Source organism: Pseudomonas sp. Q1 (genome assembly GCF_009935975.1).
In the GTDB taxonomy this organism is placed as follows: domain Bacteria; phylum Pseudomonadota; class Gammaproteobacteria; order Pseudomonadales; family Pseudomonadaceae; genus Aquipseudomonas; species Aquipseudomonas palleroniana.
Genome location: NZ_QODI01000017.1, coordinates 1 through 17,302 on the forward strand (window position 1 = coordinate 1; position 17,302 = coordinate 17,302).

Below are 17,302 nucleotides of genomic sequence, written 5' to 3' on the forward strand. Positions count from 1 at the left end.
GATTCGACTTGCTCCCGATGGACTGCGTAGCAGGCCCATTTTTGAGGCCGCTGCGCGGCCTATCGGGAGCAAGTCGAGTCGTCGCACCGCCCCTCCCACAGGTTATCCATCGTCCACTCTGTCGCTTAACTGACAGGCATTAGGGCGGGCCCGCTCACTACAATCGATCGAACTTATCCTTCCGCGCCCGCCTCCTACCTGATAAGCCCATCTCCCCCGGCACGTCCATGGACCTTGTCATCGCTCGCCCCGAGGGTCTTTACTGCCCCGCCGGAGACTTCTACATCGACCCCTGGCGCCCGGTAGAGCGCTGCGTGATCACCCACGCCCACGGCGACCACGCCCGCACCGGTAACCAGCATTATCTGGCGGCCGCACCCGGCGAAGGCATCCTGCGTTCGCGGCTGGGCCAGGACATCAACCTGCAAACCCTGGCCTACGGCGAGCCACTGGTGCACCACGGCGTGACCTTGAGTTTCCACCCGGCCGGTCATGTGCTCGGCTCTGCCCAGGTGCGCCTGGAATACCAGGGTGAAGTGTGGGTGGCGTCCGGCGACTACAAGGTCGAGCCCGATGGCACCTGTGCGCCGTTTGAACCAGTGCGTTGTCACACCTTCATCACCGAATCGACCTTTGGATTGCCGATCTACCGCTGGCAGCCGCAGGCGCAGATTTTTGCCGGGATCAACCACTGGTGGCAGGAGAATATCGCGCAAGGCAAGGCCAGCGTGCTGTTCTGTTACTCCTTCGGCAAGGCCCAGCGCATTCTGCATGGCATCGACGCCAGCATCGGCCCCATCCTCAGCCACGGCGCGGTCGAGCCCTTGAACCGGGTGTATCGCGAGGCCGGCATTTATATTCCTGAAACCCTGTATGCCGGCGACTTCAACAAGACCGACCCGCTGTTGCGTCAGGCCCTGATTATCGCTCCGCCCTCCGCAGGTGGCAGCAGCTGGATACGCCGCTTCGGCGACTACAGCGATGCATTCGCCAGCGGCTGGATGCGCCTGCGGGGGACCCGGCGGCGGCGCGGCGTCGATCGGGGCTTTGTATTGTCGGACCACGCCGATTGGCCCGGCCTGCTGTGGGCCATCGAGCAAACCGGCGCCGAACGGGTGATGGTCACCCACGGCTCCGTCGACGTATTGGTGCGCTACCTGAGGGAAAAAGGCCTGGATGCCCAGGGTTTCACTACCGAATATGGCGATGACGAAGAAGAGGCCACGGCATGAAAGCCTTTGCCGAGCTGTACGCCAACCTCGACGCCACGACCTCTAGCAACGCCAAGCTCGCGGCGCTGCAAGCCTATTTTGTGCAGGCATCGCCGGCAGACGCCGCCTGGGCCGTGTACTTTTTATCCGGCGGCCGGCCACGGCAACTGGTACCCACACGCCTGCTACGGGACATGGCCACGCAAGCATCGGGGATCGAGCCTTGGTTATTCGAAGAAAGCTACCAGTCGGTGGGCGATCTGGCCGAGACGGTGTCCTTGCTATTACCGGAATCCGCCTACACCTCAGAGGACGGCCTGGCGACGTGGCTTGAAGACAAGCTCCTGCCCCTGCGCGGCCTGCCGCCGGAAGAGCTGACTGAACGCCTGCCCGCGTTGTGGGCGCAACTGGATCAACCAAGCTTGATGGTCTGCATCAAGTTAATCACCGGCAGCTTTCGTGTCGGCGTCTCCAAGTTGCTGGTCACCCGGGCCCTCGCCGCCATGGCCGGCCTGGACAGTAAACGCGTGGCCCAGCGCCTGGTGGGCTACACCGACCTGTCCAACCGACCGACCGCCGAAGGCTACCTCAAGCTGATCGCCGCCGAATCATCCGACGAACATGCGCAACGCGGCGGGCAGCCTTATCCATTTTTTCTCGCCCACGGGTTGACGCAACCGCTCGAGCAATTCGACGCGCTGCTTGGCTCACCCAGCGAGTGGCAGGTGGAGTGGAAGTGGGACGGCATCCGCGCGCAGTTGGTCAAGCGCGAGGGTCGGTTATGGATCTGGTCACGCGGCGAAGAACTGGTCACCGAGCGCTTTCCCGAGCTACACAGCCTCGCAGGTAGCCTGCCGGATGGCACGGTGATCGACGGCGAAATCGTGGTGTGGAAGGACACGGTGCAACCCTTTGCCTTGCTGCAACAGCGTATCGGCCGCAAAACCCTGAGCAAAAAAGTCCTTGAGGACGCGCCCGTCGCCGTGCTGGCCTACGACCTGCTGGAATACCAGGGCCACGACTGGCGCAACCACATCCAGGCCGAGCGGCGCAGCCAACTTGAGCAGGTCATTGCTCAGTGCAACAGCCCCGTGCTGTTGCCCTCGCCCTTGCTGACGGCCACTGATTGGGCGCAGTTGGCCGAGCAACGCGAAGATTCTCGCCGCCTCGGCGTGGAAGGCATGATGCTCAAGGCGCGTGATGGCCTGTACGGCGTGGGTCGCACCAAGGACATGGGCGTGTGGTGGAAATGGAAAGTCGACCCCTTCAGCGTCGACGCGGTGTTGATCTATGCCCAGCGCGGTCACGGACGGCGCGCCAGCCTGTACAGCGACTACACCTTTGCGGTGTGGGACGGCCCGCCGGGCACGGAACGCACATTGGTGCCATTCGCCAAGGCTTATTCGGGGCTGACCGACGAAGAAATGCGCAAGGTCGATGCGATCGTGCGCAAAACCACAGTAGAGAAATTCGGTCCCGTCAGCAGCGTGACGCCGAGCATGGTGTTTGAGCTGGGGTTTGAGGGGATCGCCTTGTCCAAACGGCACAAGAGTGGCATCGCGGTGCGTTTTCCACGGATGTTGCGGTGGCGGCAGGATAAGTCGGTGGACGAGGCTGACACCCTGGTCATCCTGCAAGACTTGCTCAGCTGACAGATATTTCCAACCGCATACGTTCCAAGATGGTGCATTGAAAATTCAATGCCCATTTTCGGGCATATCCTACACTCACAACTCCCTTATCCCACCTTTTAAACCGATCATCCGGAACTATGGTGCAGAAATTGCTACTTGTGATCCGTCTGACACCGTTCAGTAACAGTCCTAAACGCGCCACAAGCGCTTATCTTGGTTTCCAGGGAATACATAATGAAAAAAGCATTGCTGACCCTTTCTGCACTGGCTCTGTGCATGGCTGCTGGTACCGCGCTGGCCAAGGAATACAAGGAATTGCGTTTTGGTGTCGATCCGTCCTACGCACCATTCGAGTCCAAGGCCGCCGACGGCAGCCTGGTGGGCTTCGATATCGACCTGGGCAATGCGATCTGCGCCGAGCTGAAAGTGAAGTGCAAGTGGGTGGAAAGTGACTTCGACGGCATGATTCCAGGCCTCAACGCCAACAAGTTCGATGGCGTGATTTCCTCCATGACCGTGACTGAAGCCCGTGAAAAGGCGATCGATTTCTCCAGCGAACTGTTCTCCGGCCCGACCTCGCTGGTGTTCAAGAAAGGCGCGAACTTCTCCACGCCTGAATCCCTCAAGGGCAAATCCGTAGGCTACGAGCAAGGCACCATCCAGGAAGCCTACGCCAAGGCCGTACTGGATAAAGCCGGTGTGACCACCAAAGCCTACGCCAACCAGGACCAGGTCTACGCCGACCTGACCTCCGGGCGTCTCGACGCTTCGGTGCAAGACATGCTGCAAGCCGAACTGGGCTTCCTGAAGTCGCCGGCGGGCGCTGGCTACGAAGTCAGCAAGCCTATCGACGACCCATTGCTGCCGTCTAAAACTGCGGTCGGTATCAAAAAAGGTAACAAAGAGCTGAAGGCGCTTCTCGATAAAGGTATCAAAGCGTTACACGATGATGGCACCTACGCCACCATCCAGAAGAAACACTTCGGCGATCTGAACCTGTACAGCGGTAAATAACACCCTGGCGCCCACCGTTTTCAGGTGGGCGCTTTTTTATCGCCATAGGTCCTGAATTCATGTTTGAAGATCTTTTACAAACCCTGGGGCTCAGTGCCTTCAGTTTGAAGGGGTTCGGCCCGCTGTTGCTGCAAGGTACGTGGATGACCGTGAAACTGTCGGTCGCCTCCCTGGCCGTCAGTGTCCTGCTGGGCCTGCTCGGCGCCAGCGCCAAATTGTCCAGCGTGCGCCTGTTGCGCATTCCCGCCCAGCTCTACACCACCCTGATTCGCGGCGTGCCCGACCTGGTGCTGATGCTGCTGATTTTCTACAGCCTGCAAATCTGGCTGACCGGCTTTACCGACTTCATGGAATGGGACTACATCGAGATCGACCCATTCAGCGCCGGGGTCATTACCCTGGGCTTCATCTACGGTGCCTATTTTACCGAGACCTTTCGCGGCGCCATCCTCGCCGTGCCCCGTGGGCAGTTGGAAGCGGCTACCGCTTATGGCCTCAAGCGCGGGCAACGGTTTCGCTACGTGACCTTCCCGCAGATGATGCGCTTTGCCCTGCCGGGCATCGGCAATAACTGGATGGTGATGCTCAAGGCCACCGCGCTGGTCTCCATCATTGGCCTGGCGGACCTGGTCAAGGCGGCCCAGGATGCCGGCAAGAGTACCTATCAACTGTTCTATTTCCTGGTGCTTGCCGCGTTGATCTACCTGCTGATCACCAGCGCTTCCAACTTCGTCCTGCGTCGGCTTGAACGTCGCTACTCCGCTGGGTCCCGGGAGGCCGTGCGATGATCGAACTTCTGCAGCAATACTGGCGGCCCTTCCTGTACAGCGACGGCCAGCACATCACCGGGCTCGCGATGACGATGTGGTTGCTGAGCCTGTCGCTGGTCTTCGGTTTTCTGGTGTCGATCCCGCTGTCCATCGCCCGCGTATCATCCAAGCGCTGGGTGCGCTGGCCGGTGCAGTTCTACACCTACCTGTTCCGCGGCACGCCGCTGTATATCCAGTTGCTGATTTGCTACACCGGCATCTACAGCATCGCGGCCGTGCGCGCGCAGCCGGTACTGGATGCATTTTTTCGCGATGCGATGAACTGCACCATCCTCGCCTTCGCCCTCAACACGTGCGCCTACACCACCGAGATTTTCGCCGGAGCGATCCGCAGCATGGCCCATGGCGAAGTCGAAGCCGCCAAAGCCTACGGCCTTACCGGCTGGAAGCTATATGCCTACGTGATCATGCCCTCGGCCCTGCGTCGTTCGTTGCCGTATTACAGCAATGAAGTGATCCTGATGCTGCACTCGACCACGGTGGCCTTCACTGCAACGGTGCCCGACATTCTCAAGGTGGCCCGGGATGCCAACTCGGCCACCTACATGACCTTTCAATCATTCGGTATCGCTGCACTGATCTACTTGACTGTGACCTTTGCCCTGGTGGGTCTGTTTCGTCTGGCGGAGCGCCGTTGGCTGGCCTTCCTGGGCCCCAGCCATTAAGCCGCTTTTCATGTGTAGGAGCAGTCATGCGACATCAGGTACATGATCTGATCGCACCGGTGCCAGGCACGGCGCGGCAGATTCACAGTTTTCACTTCGGCCCGGAACAGGCTGAAGGCAAGATCTACATCCAGTCATCGCTGCACGCCGATGAGCTGCCGGGCATGCTGGTGGCCTGGCACCTCAAGGCGCGCCTGGGGCAACTGGAAGCGGCCGGCCGCCTGCGCAGTGAGATCGTGCTGGTACCCATTGCCAACCCGGCGGGCCTGGAACAGGTGCTGATGGACACGCCCCTGGGTCGCTACGAACTGGAAAGCGGGCAGAACTTCAACCGCCGGTTTGTCGACCTCAGTGACGAAGTGGGCAACCAGATCGAGGAGCGGCTCGGGGATGACCCACAGCACAACCTCGAGCTGATCCGCACCGCGCTGCGCGGCGCCCTCGCCGCGCAAACAGCCGACACCCAATTGCACTGCCAACGCCTGGTGCTGCAACGCCTGGCCTGCGATGCCGACATGGTGCTCGACCTGCATTGCGATTTCGAAGCCGTGGCGCACCTGTACACCACCCCGCAAGCCTGGCCGCAGGTGGAGCCGTTGGCGCGCTATCTCGGCTCGGAGGCCAACCTGCTCGCCACCGATTCCGGTGGGCAGTCGTTCGATGAGTGTTTCACCCTGGTCTGGTGGCAGTTGCAGCAACGTTTTGGCGAGCGCTTCCCGATTCCCATGGGCAGCTTCTCGGTGACCGTCGAGTTGCGTGGCCAGGGCGACGTCAATCACGGCCTCGCGGCCCTCGACTGCCAGGCGATCATCGACTACTTGATTCACTTCGGTGCGATTGAAGGTGACATCGCGCCACTGCCCGAACTGCCCTACCCGGCCACTCCGCTGGCAGGTGTGGAGCCTGTGGCCACGCCGGTCGGCGGCCTGCTGGTGTTCAGCGCCCTGCCCGGTGAGTACCTGGAAGCCGGGCAACTGATCGCCGAAATCATCGACCCCATTACCGACCGCGTAACACCCGTGCATTGTAAAAACGCCGGCCTGCTTTACGCCCGTTCGCTACGGCGGATGGCCACTGCCGGGATGGTGATCAGCCATGTCGCCGGCATTGAGGCCTACCGCAGTGGCTACCTACTTTCGCCTTGAGGATGCACGCTCCATGTACAAATTGACTGTTGAAGGCCTGCATAAAAGCTATGGCGACAATGAAGTGCTCAAAGGTGTTTCGCTCAAGGCCAAGACCGGCGACGTGATCAGCCTGATCGGCGCCAGCGGCTCCGGCAAAAGTACCTTTTTACGCTGCATCAACTTCCTGGAGACGCCCAATGACGGCGCCATGACCCTGGATGGTCAACAGATCCGCATGGTCAGCGACCGCCACGGCATGCGCGTGGCCGATGACGCCGAACTGCAACGCTTGCGCACGCGCCTGGCGATGGTGTTCCAACACTTCAACCTGTGGAGTCACATGAGCGTGCTGGAAAACATCACCATGGCCCCGCGCCGGGTGCTGGGCTGCAGCAAGAAGGACGCCGAAGACCGCGCCCGTCGCTACCTGGACAAGGTGGGCTTGCCGGCACGAGTGGCCGACCAGTACCCGGCGTTCCTGTCCGGCGGCCAGCAGCAACGGGTGGCCATCGCCCGCGCCCTGGCCATGGAGCCTGAGGTGATGTTGTTCGACGAACCGACTTCGGCTCTCGACCCGGAACTGGTCGGTGAGGTGTTGAAGGTGATTCAGGGCCTGGCCGAAGAAGGTCGCACCATGATCATGGTGACCCACGAGATGAGTTTTGCGCGCAAGGTGTCGAGCCAGGTGTTGTTTCTGCACAAGGGCCTGGTCGAAGAGCAAGGTGCGCCGGAAGACGTGTTGGGCAACCCGAAGAGCGAACGCCTGCAGCAGTTCTTGAGTGGCAACTTGAAGTAAACCTTTGGGGCGCCTGGAGGGTCTTTGACTTAGAGCCTCCAGAGCACCTGCCCCATGGCAAAACCCCTCGACTTCGCCAAGACATGGTTTGCCACCCAGGGCTGGAAGCCGTTCACCTTCCAGAAAGACGTATGGGCTGCCGTCAAGGCCGGCCAATCGGGTTTGCTGCACGCCAGCACCGGCGCCGGTAAAACCTATGCGTTGTGGTTTGCCGCGCTCAATCGCTTCGCCGGCACGCGCCCGCCCGCGACGGGTAAACGCAAAGTGCCGGCACCGCCGCTGACCGTCCTCTGGATCACGCCGATGCGCGCCTTGGCCGCCGATACGGCACGCGCCCTGGAAGCGCCGCTTGCGGCCTTGCAGATTCCCTGGAGTGTCGGCCTGCGTACCGGTGATACCAGCAGCAGCGAGCGCGCACGCCAGACCCGACGCCAGCCCACCGCGCTGGTGACCACCCCGGAAAGCCTGACCCTGATGCTCGCCCGCGCCGACAGCGAAACGAGCCTGGCGCACTTGCGCATGGTGGTGGTGGATGAGTGGCATGAACTGATCGGCAACAAGCGCGGCGTGCAGTTGCAACTGGCGCTGGCGCGGTTGCGCCGCTGGCATCCGGAATTAATGGTGTGGGGCATCTCAGCCACCTTGGGGAACCAAGCCCACGCGCTTGAGGTGTTGGTCCCACACGGCGACGGGATCAATGTGCAGGGGCAAACGGCCAAGCTACTGAAAATCGACACCTTGTTGCCCCCCATCGCCGAGCGCTTTCCCTGGGCCGGGCATATCGGCCTGAAAATGCTCCCGCAAGTGGTCGCCGAAGTCGACGCCAGCAGCAGTTGCCTGGTGTTTACCAATACGCGGGCACAGTCGGAGATCTGGTATCAGGCGCTGCTGGACGCCCGCCCGGACTGGGCCGGTGTGATTGCCCTGCACCACGGCTCACTGTCCCGGGAGACCCGCGACTGGGTCGAGCGAGCCTTGAAAGACGGCCAGCTCAAGGCAGTGGTCTGCACCTCCAGCCTGGATCTGGGCGTGGACTTCCTGCCGGTGGAGCGTGTGCTGCAAATCGGTTCGGCCAAAGGCGTGGCGCGCCTGATGCAGCGCGCCGGGCGTTCCGGCCATGCACCCGGCCGCCCATCGCGGGTGACGCTGGTGCCCACCCATAGCCTGGAGCTGGTGGAAGCCGCCGCCGCCCAGGACGCAATCGCCCAGCGACGCATCGAAGCGCGCCAATCGCCTGAAAAGCCTTTGGACGTGCTGGTACAACATTTGGTGAGCATGGCCCTGGGCGGCGGCTTCACCCCGCAGGCCTTGTTGGCCGAAGTACAGGGAGCCTGGGCTTACCGCAACCTCACCGATGAGGATTGGGCCTGGGCCTTGGGCTTTGTGCGCCATGGCGGGCTGTCGCTGACGGCGTATCCGGATTACCGCCGGGTGGAGCCGGATGAGCACGGCATCTGGCGCGTTCCCGACGCGCGCCTGGCGCGGCGGCATCGCATGAGCGTGGGCACCATCGTCAGTGACGCGAGCATCCAGTTGAAGTTCTGGAGCAAGGGCGGCGGCGGCAAGCACCTGGGCAGCGTGGAAGAGGGTTTTATTGCTCGGCTCAAACCGGGGGATGGCTTCCTGTTTGCCGGGCGGCTGTTGGAGTTGGTGCGCGTGGAAAACATGACCGCCTATGTCAAGCGCAGCACCGCCAAAAAAGCTGCGGTACCGCGCTGGAATGGCGGGCGCATGCCGCTTTCCAATGAACTGGCCCAGGCGGTGATCGAGCGTTTTGATGCGGCGGCGCACGGGCATTTCGACGGGCCGGAAATGCAAGCGGTACAACCCTTGTTGCAAACCCAGCTGCGCTGGTCGGGCCTGCCCACACGCAATCACCTGCTGGCAGAGGCGTTGAAGTCGCGCGAAGGCTGGCACCTGTTTCTCTATCCCTTTGCCGGGCGCCAAGTGCATTTGGGCTTGGCGAGCCTGCTGGCGTGGCGGGTCAGCCAACAGCAACCGGTGACGTTCTCGATTGCGGTCAATGATTATGGGCTGGAACTGTTGAGTGCCACGCCTCTGGACTGGCCAGGTTTGCTCTGCCCCGCATTGCTGAGCCCGCAAAACCTGCTGGCGGATGTGGCGGCCAGCCTGAACGCCGGGGAACTGGCCCTGCGCCGCTTTCGCGAGATCGCCCGCATCGCCGGACTGGTATTCGCCGGCTATCCTGGTGCGCCAAAAAGCACGCGCCAGGTGCAGGCTTCCAGTGGCTTGTTCTTCGAAGTGTTCAAGCAATATGACCCGCAGAACCTGCTACTGAGCCAGGCCGGCGAAGAAGTCCTGCGTGATGAGTTGGATATTCATCGGCTGGAAGAGACGTTGCTGCATTTGTCCGCACTGCAACTTGACCTGCACCTTATCGAACGGCCGTCGCCCCTGGCCTTTCCCCTATTGGTCGAACGCATGCGCGAAAGCATGAGTTCGGAAAAACTTTCGGAGCGTATTGCGCGGATGGTGAAGGACCTGGAAAAGGTCGCGGATAACGGGAAGCGCTGATGGTTTGCTCGATAACCCTTGAGAAACAAGAATTGTGGCTGCTGGCTGACAAAGCGATCTACTGGCCTGCGCGCCGCTGCCTGTTGATTGCCGATGCGCATTTCGGCAAGGCGTCGGCTTATCGCAGCCTCGGCCAGCCGGTGCCACAAGGCACCACCCAAGAAAACCTGACGAAGCTGGACCAACTGCTGGCAGCCTTTGCCTGTGAACAGGTGATCTTTCTGGGAGATTTCCTGCATGGGCCCGGTTCACACGCCAGCAGCACGCTGGGCGTACTCAGGGCCTGGCGTGAGCGCCATCGCGAGTTGAGCCTGACGTTGATTCGGGGCAATCACGATAAGCGGGCGGGTGACCCTCCGGCCGACCTGCGCATCGAAGTAGTCGCGGAGCCGCTGCTGATGGGGCCGTTTGCCCTGCAGCACGAACCGGACGCCCATGCCAGCCACCATGTACTGGCGGGGCACGTGCACCCGGTTTATCGCTTGCGCGGCAAGGGCCGGCAAAGTCTGCGCCTGGCATGCTTCCAGATTGGCAAGCGGATCAGCCTATTGCCGGCTTTTGGCGCATTTACCGGCGGTTACCCCGTGTCTTCGAGCGACGATGCACAGGTTTTCGTCATAGCCGATCAGGACGTATGGCCAGTTCGCTGAGAACCGACCACAAGGCTCATGCCACCGGCACAGGTGGCGGCTCATCGTGAGGTGGAACGCCAGCCGGCTCATTCGGCTCATCAGGCTGCGGAGAGTCTGGGTCAGGTTGGCCAGGGATACCGCCCGCATAAGCAGGGTCGGCCATCAGGGACCAGGCTAGAACGCCAATCTGGTTGGGCTCCAGCCGGGCAAGTTCGGCGCTGATTCGCGGGTCGATCTTCATAAAGCACTCCTCAAGCATGGCCCGGCGCGTTTTACACACGCCGAGGCTGTACACCTAATAGAGTCACTTCCCGCGGACTAATTCCCTTTACGTGTAAGAGCTTTCGATCAAGCGCGTGGGAGAGTAACGCCACGCTGGCCCTGATACTTGCCCCCACGGTCCTTGTAAGACACTTCGCAGGCCTCGTCGGATTGCAGGAACAGCATCTGCGCCACGCCTTCGTTGGCGTAGATCTTCGCTGGCAAGGTGGTGGTGTTGGAGAACTCCAGGGTGACGTGCCCTTCCCACTCAGGCTCAAGCGGCGTCACGTTGACGATGATGCCGCAACGGGCGTAGGTGCTTTTGCCCAGGCAGATGGTCAACACGTCGCGTGGAATGCGGAAGAACTCCACGGTGCGCGCCAGGGCGAAGGAGTTCGGCGGAATGATGCACACGTCGCTCTTGATGTCGACGAAGCTTTTCTCGTCGAAGTTTTTCGGATCGACGGTCGCCGAATTGATGTTGGTGAACACCTTGAATTCGTCAGCGCAACGCACGTCGTAGCCGTAGCTGGAAACCCCGTACGAGATCAGGCGTTCGGCGCCTTCGCCACGCATCTGGCGCTCTACGAAGGGCTCGATCATGCCGTGCTCTTGCGCCATGCGGCGAATCCACTTGTCCGATTTGATGCTCATGGCGGGTGTCCTGAAATAACGAGGTGGAGAAATTCTGTGGGGCATCTTACCGGGGCCGGCCTTAGGGTTCAAAGGGCGTGGGGCTTTTCTTGATGATGCCTGCGCTTACCTGCAAGCCTGTATAAAGCGGCCGCCAGCGGGGCCGGGCCTCGGGTTGGCGCCGTTGGTGACGGTAAATACCACCGCCAGTCACGAAAATAGAGAAACCTACGGAAATATCATTGGCACGTTCCGGAAAAAGGGTTAAGGTGGCGCCACTGTGTTGCTTGTGTCACTGAGAATCTCTACACGATATGTTGAATTTCGATCCAACCATCTCCAAGAATTTTTCCTGCTCTTTGCACTCAGTCTCGGCCAGGGCTTTTCCTGAGTCGCAGTTAACTTTGTCCAAGGAGATACACCATGTCTAATCGCCAAACTGGTACCGTTAAGTGGTTCAACGATGAAAAAGGCTTCGGCTTCATCACTCCACAATCCGGTGACGACCTGTTCGTACACTTCAAAGCTATCCAATCCGACGGCTTCAAAAGCCTGAAAGAAGGCCAACAGGTTTCTTTCATCGCTACCCGCGGTCAGAAAGGCATGCAAGCTGAAGAAGTTCAAGTTATCTAACTTGTACTGACTTAGTCGAAAAAACCCCGCTTTTAAAAGCGGGGTTTTTTTATGCCTGGGATTTGGTCTTACCACCCTTTAGGCCTGGCACAAAAATGCGCAAGGGGGCTTGCTCCCGATAGCGGCGCATCAGTCAATGCCTCCAGTGACCGATCTACCGCTATCGGGAGCAAGCCCCCTCTCACATGCGAGCTACGGCGTTATTGAAACAACGACTCACTCGACAAGCCATTTTTCTCAAGGATCTCACGCAAGCGCTTGAGCCCCTCGACCTGGATCTGCCGCACCCGCTCACGGGTCAGCCCAATTTCCAGGCCTACATCCTCCAGGGTGCTGCTCTCGTGGCCGCGCAGGCCGAAGCGGCGAATCACCACCTCACGCTGCTTGTCCGTAAGCTCCGACAGCCACTGGTCAATGCTTTGGGAAAGATCATCGTCCTGCAACAGCTCACAAGGATCCGTCGGACGATCATCCGTCAGGGTGTCCAGCAGGGTTTTATCCGAATCCGGACCCAGCGAGACATCGACCGAAGATACGCGCTCGTTCAGGCCGAGCATACGCTTGACCTCCCCTACCGGTTTTTCCAGCAGGTTGGCGATTTCTTCAGGCGAAGGTTCATGATCGAGTTTTTGTGTCAGCTCACGTGCCGCCCGCAGGTAGACGTTGAGCTCCTTGACCACATGGATCGGCAAACGGATCGTGCGGGTCTGATTCATGATCGCCCGTTCGATGGTCTGGCGAATCCACCAGGTGGCGTAGGTGGAGAAGCGGAAACCCCGCTCCGGGTCGAACTTCTCCACTGCCCGGATCAAGCCCAGGTTGCCTTCCTCGATCAGATCCAGCAGGGAAAGGCCACGATTGACGTAGCGTCGGGCGATTTTCACCACCAGGCGCAGGTTGCTTTCAATCATGCGCTTACGCCCAGCCGGATCGCCCTTTTGCGACAAGCGCGCAAAATGGACTTCTTCTTCGGGAGTCAACAGAGGGGAAAAGCCGATTTCATTGAGGTACAGCTGGGTCGCATCGAGCGCCCGTGTGTAGTCAATGTACTTGTGTTGCTTTAACGCTGTGGAGTTCTTGGATTTGGTGCGAACTGAAGGTGGTGCGTTTCCTTCATGATTCGACATCGATGATTCCTTCTCGGTGAGAATCTCCATTTCAAGGAGAACCTCATCGTCGATGTCAAACTCCGGCGCTTCTTTACTGAGAGCCATTGTTATAGTCCTTTGGTGAGTTCGACCTCAAGCTCAAGCGACGCCTTTATCCTTGGCAACGCTGGAGCCTGTTCCTTCTACGTGAGGGAACAGGCTGTGCAACACATCAACGACGGGGCAGGAATTGCAGCGGATCTACAGGCTTCCCTTGACGGCGAATCTCAAAGTGCAGTTTCACCCGGTCTGTGCCAGTTGATCCCATTTCGGCAATTGTCTGTCCGACTTTGACTTGCTGCCCCTCCCGAACCAACAACCTGCGGTTATGACCGTAGGCACTGACGTAGGTGTCGCTGTGTTTGATGATGACCAGCTCGCCGTAGCCCCGTAAACCACTCCCGGCGTATACCACTGTCCCATCAGACGCAGCTAAAACAGGCTGTCCCAAATCCCCGGCGATATCAATGCCTTTATTCAAACTACCGTTTGAAGAGAATTTTCCAATCAACACACCGTTCGAGGGCCATCCCCAACCCGTTGGCGCAGGGCCCGCAGGTGGCAACGGCGCGGGTGCCGGCTTGCTCGCCGTCGAAGGCGCGGCGGTACCGGCAGGCCGCGTGATGATGGTGGTTTTGCTCGAAGACGATGGCGAAGATCCAGTGTTTGTCACAACTGTCGTAGGCGTGGAACCGGTGCGCCCATCGAAACGAATGGTCTGCCCCGGATGGATCGTATAGGGCACAGGAATACTGTTGCGCGCAGCGAGCGCTTTGTAGTCCCACCCGTAACGAAAGGCGATCGAGAACAGCGTGTCGCCCTTTCGCACGACATACTGGCCGGTGGTAACCATGGGCTTTTGCGGGACTGAACTGGCGTTGCGATCGACAACCCGCGCGCCACTTGAGGGTGAGCTTGAACAGCCCGCCAATAAGGAACTCAAGACAAGGCCAAGCACCAGTCGCTGAAAACTTGTTTTACTCATACGCTGCGCAAGACCTGTGAGACTCACCCGCCGCTCCCTTTGTGGTGGCTGAACGTTAACGCCTGTACCAGGCCTGAAATATGACGCAAGTATAACTGGGCATTGGATTGATACCGGCACAGGGATGAAACGAAAAATCCACCCTGTTTAATTCCGGCTTCCGATCATGTTGACACGATAGACCCCGCCGTAAGACACATCGCCGCCAACAGAATTCACTGCCCGCAAATAAATGATCAGGCCAGCGGGCCATTGAGCAAGGGTACAAAACGCACTGCACCCAAGACATGCCGAGAAAAGCCTTCGTCTTCCCGGATAATGAGCATCAATTGTTGCACTTCACCGGAACCCACGGGGATGACCAGGCGCCCGCCCGGCGCCAGTTGATCCAGCAAGGCTTGCGGCACATCGGTGGCCACCGCCGTGACAATAATGCCGTTATAGGGCGCCAGGGCCGGCCAGCCTTCCCAACCATCGCCCCAGCGAAACACCACGTTGCGCAGGTTCAACTCCACCAGGCGTTCCTTCGCGCGGTCCTGCAGCACCTTGATGCGCTCCACCGAGAACACCCGCTCCACCAGCTGCGACAGCACCGCCGTCTGGTAGCCGGAACCGGTGCCGATCTCCAGCACCTTGTCCAACGGCCCCGCCGCCAGCAACAGTTCGCTCATGCGCGCAACCATATAGGGCTGGGAGATAGTCTGGTTGTGGCCGATGGGCAACGCGGTATCTTCATAGGCACGGTGCGCCAGGGCTTCATCGACAAACAGGTGCCGCGGCGTACGCCGGATCACCTCCAGCACCTGGGCATTGGACAAGCCCTCTTCGTACAGGCGCTGGATCAAGCGCTCACGGGTACGCTGGGAAGTCATCCCGATGCCACGGCGCAACAGGTCGTCTTGTTCACGCGCCATCAACGCAGCCCCTCAAGCCAGCCATCGAGGCTACTGAAGGCATCACTGAAGGTGCGATCAAGTTGCAACGGGGTAATCGAAACATAACCTTGCATCACCGCATGAAAGTCCGTGCCGGGGCCACCGTCTTCGGCGTCGCCGGCGGCGGCAATCCAATACCCTTCCTTGCCACGCGGATCGACCACCTTCAAGGGCGCCGCCGCACGGGCACGATGGCCCAGGCGAGTGAGCTGGATGCCGCGAATATGATCGAGCGGTAAATTGGGCACGTTGACGTTGAGCACGGTACGCGGCGGCAACTCCAGGGAACCATGAGCCTCCACCAGCTTGCGTGCGAAGTAGGCGGCGGTCGACAGGTTATCCAGTTGCCGCGAGGCAAAGGAAAAAGCGAACGAAGTCCGACCGAGGAAACGCCCCTCAAGGGCCGCCGCCACGGTGCCGGAATACAGCACGTCATCCCCCAGGTTTGCACCGAGGTTGATGCCCGATACCACGAGATCCGGCTCTTGATCCAACAAACTGTTGATCGCCAGGTGCACGCAGTCGGTGGGAGTACCGTTTACGCTGATAAAGCCATTGGCCAGAACCTGCGGGTGCAGCGGACGGTCGAGCGTCAGCGAACTGCTGGCGCCGCTCTTGTCCTGATCCGGGGCGACCACCACGCACTCGGCGTACTCCTGCAGCGCACCATAGAGCGCGGCAAGACCGGGTGCGGTGGCACCGTCATCGTTTGATATCAGAATACGCATGGGTTGTCCGTCGGCCCCACCGGCACCAGATCAACAAGCTCGCGCACCAAGACAGTGGCGAAGCATCCGGCCGGCAGGACGAATTCCAATTGCAGAATGTCAGGTGCGGGATAATGCCACGTCAACCCGCCAATGGGCAGTCGCAGAATGCGACGTTCCTGGCTCATACCGGCATTCACCAGCCAGTCACGCAGATCGGCTTCCTCGGCGGCGACCGCCTGCTCCAAGGCAAAGGTCGCTCCCGTGGCGGGCGAGTCACCCTCGCCCCACTGCGGCCCGGTCGGGTGCAGGTCCAGAATGGCCAGGCGCGGATCGCTGCATTCAGCCTCCCCCGCCGGAAAAAAACTGCGACTGTCGGTAAACGCCAGCAGGTCACCCACTTGGGCACGCTGCCAGGAACCGTCCGCAACACGCGCAGCCAACACCTTGTTGAACAGGAAGCTGCGCGCCGTGGACAGCAGCCGCGAGCGCACATTGCGCTGCTCCGGCAGGGCCTTGCGCGCCGCCCACTCACGGGCGTCCACCACGTTGCCGCCGTTATGGCCGAAACGCTGGGCACCGAAGTAGTTGGGAATGCCGTGCGACGCAATCAACTGCAAGCGCGCATCGATGGCGGCGGTATCGCCCTCCAGTTGTGTCAGGCGCAATGTGAAGCCGTTGGCCGAATGCGCGCCGCGCTGCAGCTTGCGCTTGTGGCGGGTCATCTTGAGAATCTTGAGGGTGTCGTTTTCAGCAACGCTCATATCCGGGTCGGCCTTACCCGGCAATTGCACGCTGAACCACTGGCGAGTCAACGCCTGACGGTCCTTGAGGCCAGCATAACTGACGGTGCGCAATGGCATGCCAGCCGCCTTGGCAATGCGTCGGGCCGCCTCTTCAGTATTCAGGCCGCGTTTTTCCACCCATAACCACAGGTGCTCGCCGTCACCCGTCAGCGGGATATCCAGCACTTCGTCGACCTGGAAGTCTTCAGCCGTCGCCTTCAGTACAGCGCGGCCCAACGCCTCGCCATAGGCCCGTGGGCCCAGCAATTGCAGGTCGTTCATGCGCGCAGCAACAACGCAACGGAGTGCACCGCAATGCCTTCTTCACGACCGGTAAACCCGAGTTTTTCGGTAGTGGTGGCTTTCACGTTCACTTGATCCAGTTCAATGTTCAGGTCAGCGGCGATCAACGCTCGCATCGATTCGATATGCGGGGCCATTTTCGGCGCCTGGGCCACGATGGTGTTGTCGACATTGCCGACCTTCCAGCCCTTGACGTGGATCAGGCCGACCACATGGCGCAACAAAACACGGCTGTCCGCGCCCTTGAAAGTCGGGTCGGTGTCCGGGAAATGCTTGCCGATGTCACCCAGCGCCGCAGCCCCCAGCAACGCATCGCTCAAGGCATGCAGCAAGACATCGCCGTCGGAATGAGCCAGCAACCCATGGTGGTGCGCGATCCGCACGCCACCCAGGGTGATGAAATCGCCTTCGGCGAAACGGTGCACATCGTAGCCGTGGCCAATACGCATAAAAAAACGCCCCGATTTA

Annotated in this window: 18 protein-coding genes; 10 read left to right on the forward strand and 8 right to left on the reverse strand. The window is 60.3% G+C overall.

Translation table 11 applies throughout. The features are described from left to right. The first annotated feature begins 227 nt into the window (after positions 1–227). The 9 genes from DK870_RS23705 (at position 228) to pdeM (ending at position 10,462) form a co-directional block, all read left to right on the forward strand. The gene (locus DK870_RS23705) at positions 228–1,232 is read left to right on the forward strand and encodes a ligase-associated DNA damage response exonuclease (RefSeq protein WP_161549840.1); all 1,005 of its coding nucleotides are present in this window, start codon (positions 228–230) and stop codon (positions 1,230–1,232) included. Then, a complete protein-coding gene (locus tag DK870_RS23710) occupies positions 1,229–2,863 on the forward strand; it encodes an ATP-dependent DNA ligase (protein WP_161549841.1) in 1,635 nt (544 codons plus the stop codon). The genes DK870_RS23705 and DK870_RS23710 overlap by 4 nt, the downstream gene beginning before the upstream one ends. A gap of 216 nt (positions 2,864–3,079) precedes the next feature. Beyond that, on the forward strand, positions 3,080–3,859 hold the full coding sequence (locus tag DK870_RS23715) for a transporter substrate-binding domain-containing protein (RefSeq protein ID WP_060754069.1): 780 nt from the start codon (positions 3,080–3,082) through the stop codon (positions 3,857–3,859). 59 nt (positions 3,860–3,918) lie between these two features. Beyond that, entirely contained in the window at positions 3,919–4,647 is a 729-nt protein-coding gene (locus DK870_RS23720) for an ABC transporter permease (protein WP_060754068.1), read from the forward strand. Next, complete coding sequence (locus DK870_RS23725) at positions 4,644–5,354, forward strand: ABC transporter permease (protein WP_060754067.1); 711 nt, start codon at positions 4,644–4,646, stop codon at positions 5,352–5,354. The genes DK870_RS23720 and DK870_RS23725 overlap by 4 nt, the downstream gene beginning before the upstream one ends. 26 nt (positions 5,355–5,380) lie before the next feature. Then, positions 5,381–6,499 (forward strand): succinylglutamate desuccinylase/aspartoacylase family protein, encoded by a 1,119-nt coding sequence (locus tag DK870_RS23730; RefSeq protein WP_161549842.1) that lies wholly within the window; start codon positions 5,381–5,383, stop codon positions 6,497–6,499. 13 nt (positions 6,500–6,512) lie between these two features. After that, positions 6,513–7,277 carry an ABC transporter ATP-binding protein gene (locus tag DK870_RS23735; protein ID WP_060754065.1) on the forward strand — a complete coding sequence of 255 codons (765 nt, stop codon included), beginning with the start codon at positions 6,513–6,515 and terminating at the stop codon, positions 7,275–7,277. A 54-nt stretch (positions 7,278–7,331) separates the two neighbouring features. Continuing rightward, positions 7,332–9,812 (forward strand): ligase-associated DNA damage response DEXH box helicase, encoded by a 2,481-nt coding sequence (locus DK870_RS23740; protein ID WP_161549843.1) that lies wholly within the window; start codon positions 7,332–7,334, stop codon positions 9,810–9,812. Then, a complete protein-coding gene (pdeM, locus tag DK870_RS23745) occupies positions 9,812–10,462 on the forward strand; it encodes a ligase-associated DNA damage response endonuclease PdeM (RefSeq protein WP_161549844.1) in 651 nt (216 codons plus the stop codon). Before DK870_RS23740 ends, pdeM begins: the two co-directional genes overlap by 1 nt. 16 nt (positions 10,463–10,478) lie before the next feature. On the opposite strand, the gene DK870_RS23750 is transcribed toward pdeM, so the two are convergent. Further along, positions 10,479–10,685 carry a hypothetical protein gene (locus DK870_RS23750; RefSeq protein WP_060754062.1) on the reverse strand — a complete coding sequence of 69 codons (207 nt, stop codon included), beginning with the start codon at positions 10,683–10,685 and terminating at the stop codon, positions 10,479–10,481. Positions 10,686–10,792: 107 nt separating this feature from the next. After that, the gene (dcd, locus tag DK870_RS23755) at positions 10,793–11,359 is read right to left on the reverse strand and encodes a dCTP deaminase (RefSeq protein ID WP_016973172.1); all 567 of its coding nucleotides are present in this window, start codon (positions 11,357–11,359) and stop codon (positions 10,793–10,795) included. Between the two features lie 402 nt (positions 11,360–11,761). Between dcd and DK870_RS23760 the strand changes: the two genes are divergently transcribed. Next, a complete protein-coding gene (locus DK870_RS23760; RefSeq protein WP_002554837.1) occupies positions 11,762–11,971 on the forward strand; it encodes a cold-shock protein in 210 nt (69 codons plus the stop codon). Between the two features lie 200 nt (positions 11,972–12,171). On the opposite strand, the gene rpoS is transcribed toward DK870_RS23760, so the two are convergent. From rpoS to ispF, 6 genes are all read right to left on the reverse strand, one after another. After that, positions 12,172–13,185 carry an RNA polymerase sigma factor RpoS gene (gene rpoS / locus DK870_RS23765; protein ID WP_090366377.1) on the reverse strand — a complete coding sequence of 338 codons (1,014 nt, stop codon included), beginning with the start codon at positions 13,183–13,185 and terminating at the stop codon, positions 12,172–12,174. 106 nt (positions 13,186–13,291) lie between these two features. After that, a complete protein-coding gene (locus DK870_RS23770) occupies positions 13,292–14,131 on the reverse strand; it encodes a peptidoglycan DD-metalloendopeptidase family protein (protein WP_060754060.1) in 840 nt (279 codons plus the stop codon). Positions 14,132–14,340: 209 nt separating this feature from the next. Beyond that, the gene (locus tag DK870_RS23775; protein WP_169850588.1) at positions 14,341–14,976 is read right to left on the reverse strand and encodes a protein-L-isoaspartate(D-aspartate) O-methyltransferase; all 636 of its coding nucleotides are present in this window, start codon (positions 14,974–14,976) and stop codon (positions 14,341–14,343) included. Positions 14,977–15,017: 41 nt separating this feature from the next. Beyond that, on the reverse strand, positions 15,018–15,767 hold the full coding sequence (surE, locus tag DK870_RS23780; RefSeq protein WP_161549845.1) for a 5'/3'-nucleotidase SurE: 750 nt from the start codon (positions 15,765–15,767) through the stop codon (positions 15,018–15,020). Further along, positions 15,755–16,813, reverse strand: coding sequence for a tRNA pseudouridine(13) synthase TruD (truD, locus tag DK870_RS23785; RefSeq protein WP_161549846.1), 1,059 nt, complete (start codon positions 16,811–16,813; stop codon positions 15,755–15,757). The genes surE and truD overlap by 13 nt, the downstream gene beginning before the upstream one ends. Further along, entirely contained in the window at positions 16,810–17,283 is a 474-nt protein-coding gene (ispF, locus tag DK870_RS23790; protein ID WP_161549847.1) for a 2-C-methyl-D-erythritol 2,4-cyclodiphosphate synthase, read from the reverse strand. Before ispF ends, truD begins: the two co-directional genes overlap by 4 nt. Between the last annotated feature and the right edge of the window lie 19 nt (positions 17,284–17,302).

Bases quoted from the DNA above. Each gene is read 5' to 3' on its own strand.
- DK870_RS23705 (WP_161549840.1), top strand. From the start codon at position 228: ATGGACCTTGTCATCGCTCGCCCCGAGGGTCTTTACTGCCCCGCCGGA.
- DK870_RS23710 (WP_161549841.1), top strand. From the start codon at position 1,229: ATGAAAGCCTTTGCCGAGCTGTACGCCAACCTCGACGCCACGACCTCT.
- DK870_RS23715 (WP_060754069.1), top strand. From the start codon at position 3,080: ATGAAAAAAGCATTGCTGACCCTTTCTGCACTGGCTCTGTGCATGGCT.
- DK870_RS23720 (WP_060754068.1), top strand. From the start codon at position 3,919: ATGTTTGAAGATCTTTTACAAACCCTGGGGCTCAGTGCCTTCAGTTTG.
- DK870_RS23725 (WP_060754067.1), top strand. From the start codon at position 4,644: ATGATCGAACTTCTGCAGCAATACTGGCGGCCCTTCCTGTACAGCGAC.
- DK870_RS23730 (WP_161549842.1), top strand. From the start codon at position 5,381: ATGCGACATCAGGTACATGATCTGATCGCACCGGTGCCAGGCACGGCG.
- DK870_RS23735 (WP_060754065.1), top strand. From the start codon at position 6,513: ATGTACAAATTGACTGTTGAAGGCCTGCATAAAAGCTATGGCGACAAT.
- DK870_RS23740 (WP_161549843.1), top strand. From the start codon at position 7,332: ATGGCAAAACCCCTCGACTTCGCCAAGACATGGTTTGCCACCCAGGGC.
- pdeM (WP_161549844.1), top strand. From the start codon at position 9,812: ATGGTTTGCTCGATAACCCTTGAGAAACAAGAATTGTGGCTGCTGGCT.
- DK870_RS23750 (WP_060754062.1), bottom strand. From the start codon at position 10,685: ATGAAGATCGACCCGCGAATCAGCGCCGAACTTGCCCGGCTGGAGCCC.
- dcd (WP_016973172.1), bottom strand. From the start codon at position 11,359: ATGAGCATCAAATCGGACAAGTGGATTCGCCGCATGGCGCAAGAGCAC.
- DK870_RS23760 (WP_002554837.1), top strand. From the start codon at position 11,762: ATGTCTAATCGCCAAACTGGTACCGTTAAGTGGTTCAACGATGAAAAA.
- rpoS (WP_090366377.1), bottom strand. From the start codon at position 13,185: ATGGCTCTCAGTAAAGAAGCGCCGGAGTTTGACATCGACGATGAGGTT.
- DK870_RS23775 (WP_169850588.1), bottom strand. From the start codon at position 14,976: ATGACTTCCCAGCGTACCCGTGAGCGCTTGATCCAGCGCCTGTACGAA.
- surE (WP_161549845.1), bottom strand. From the start codon at position 15,767: ATGCGTATTCTGATATCAAACGATGACGGTGCCACCGCACCCGGTCTT.
- truD (WP_161549846.1), bottom strand. From the start codon at position 16,813: ATGAACGACCTGCAATTGCTGGGCCCACGGGCCTATGGCGAGGCGTTG.
- ispF (WP_161549847.1), bottom strand. From the start codon at position 17,283: ATGCGTATTGGCCACGGCTACGATGTGCACCGTTTCGCCGAAGGCGAT.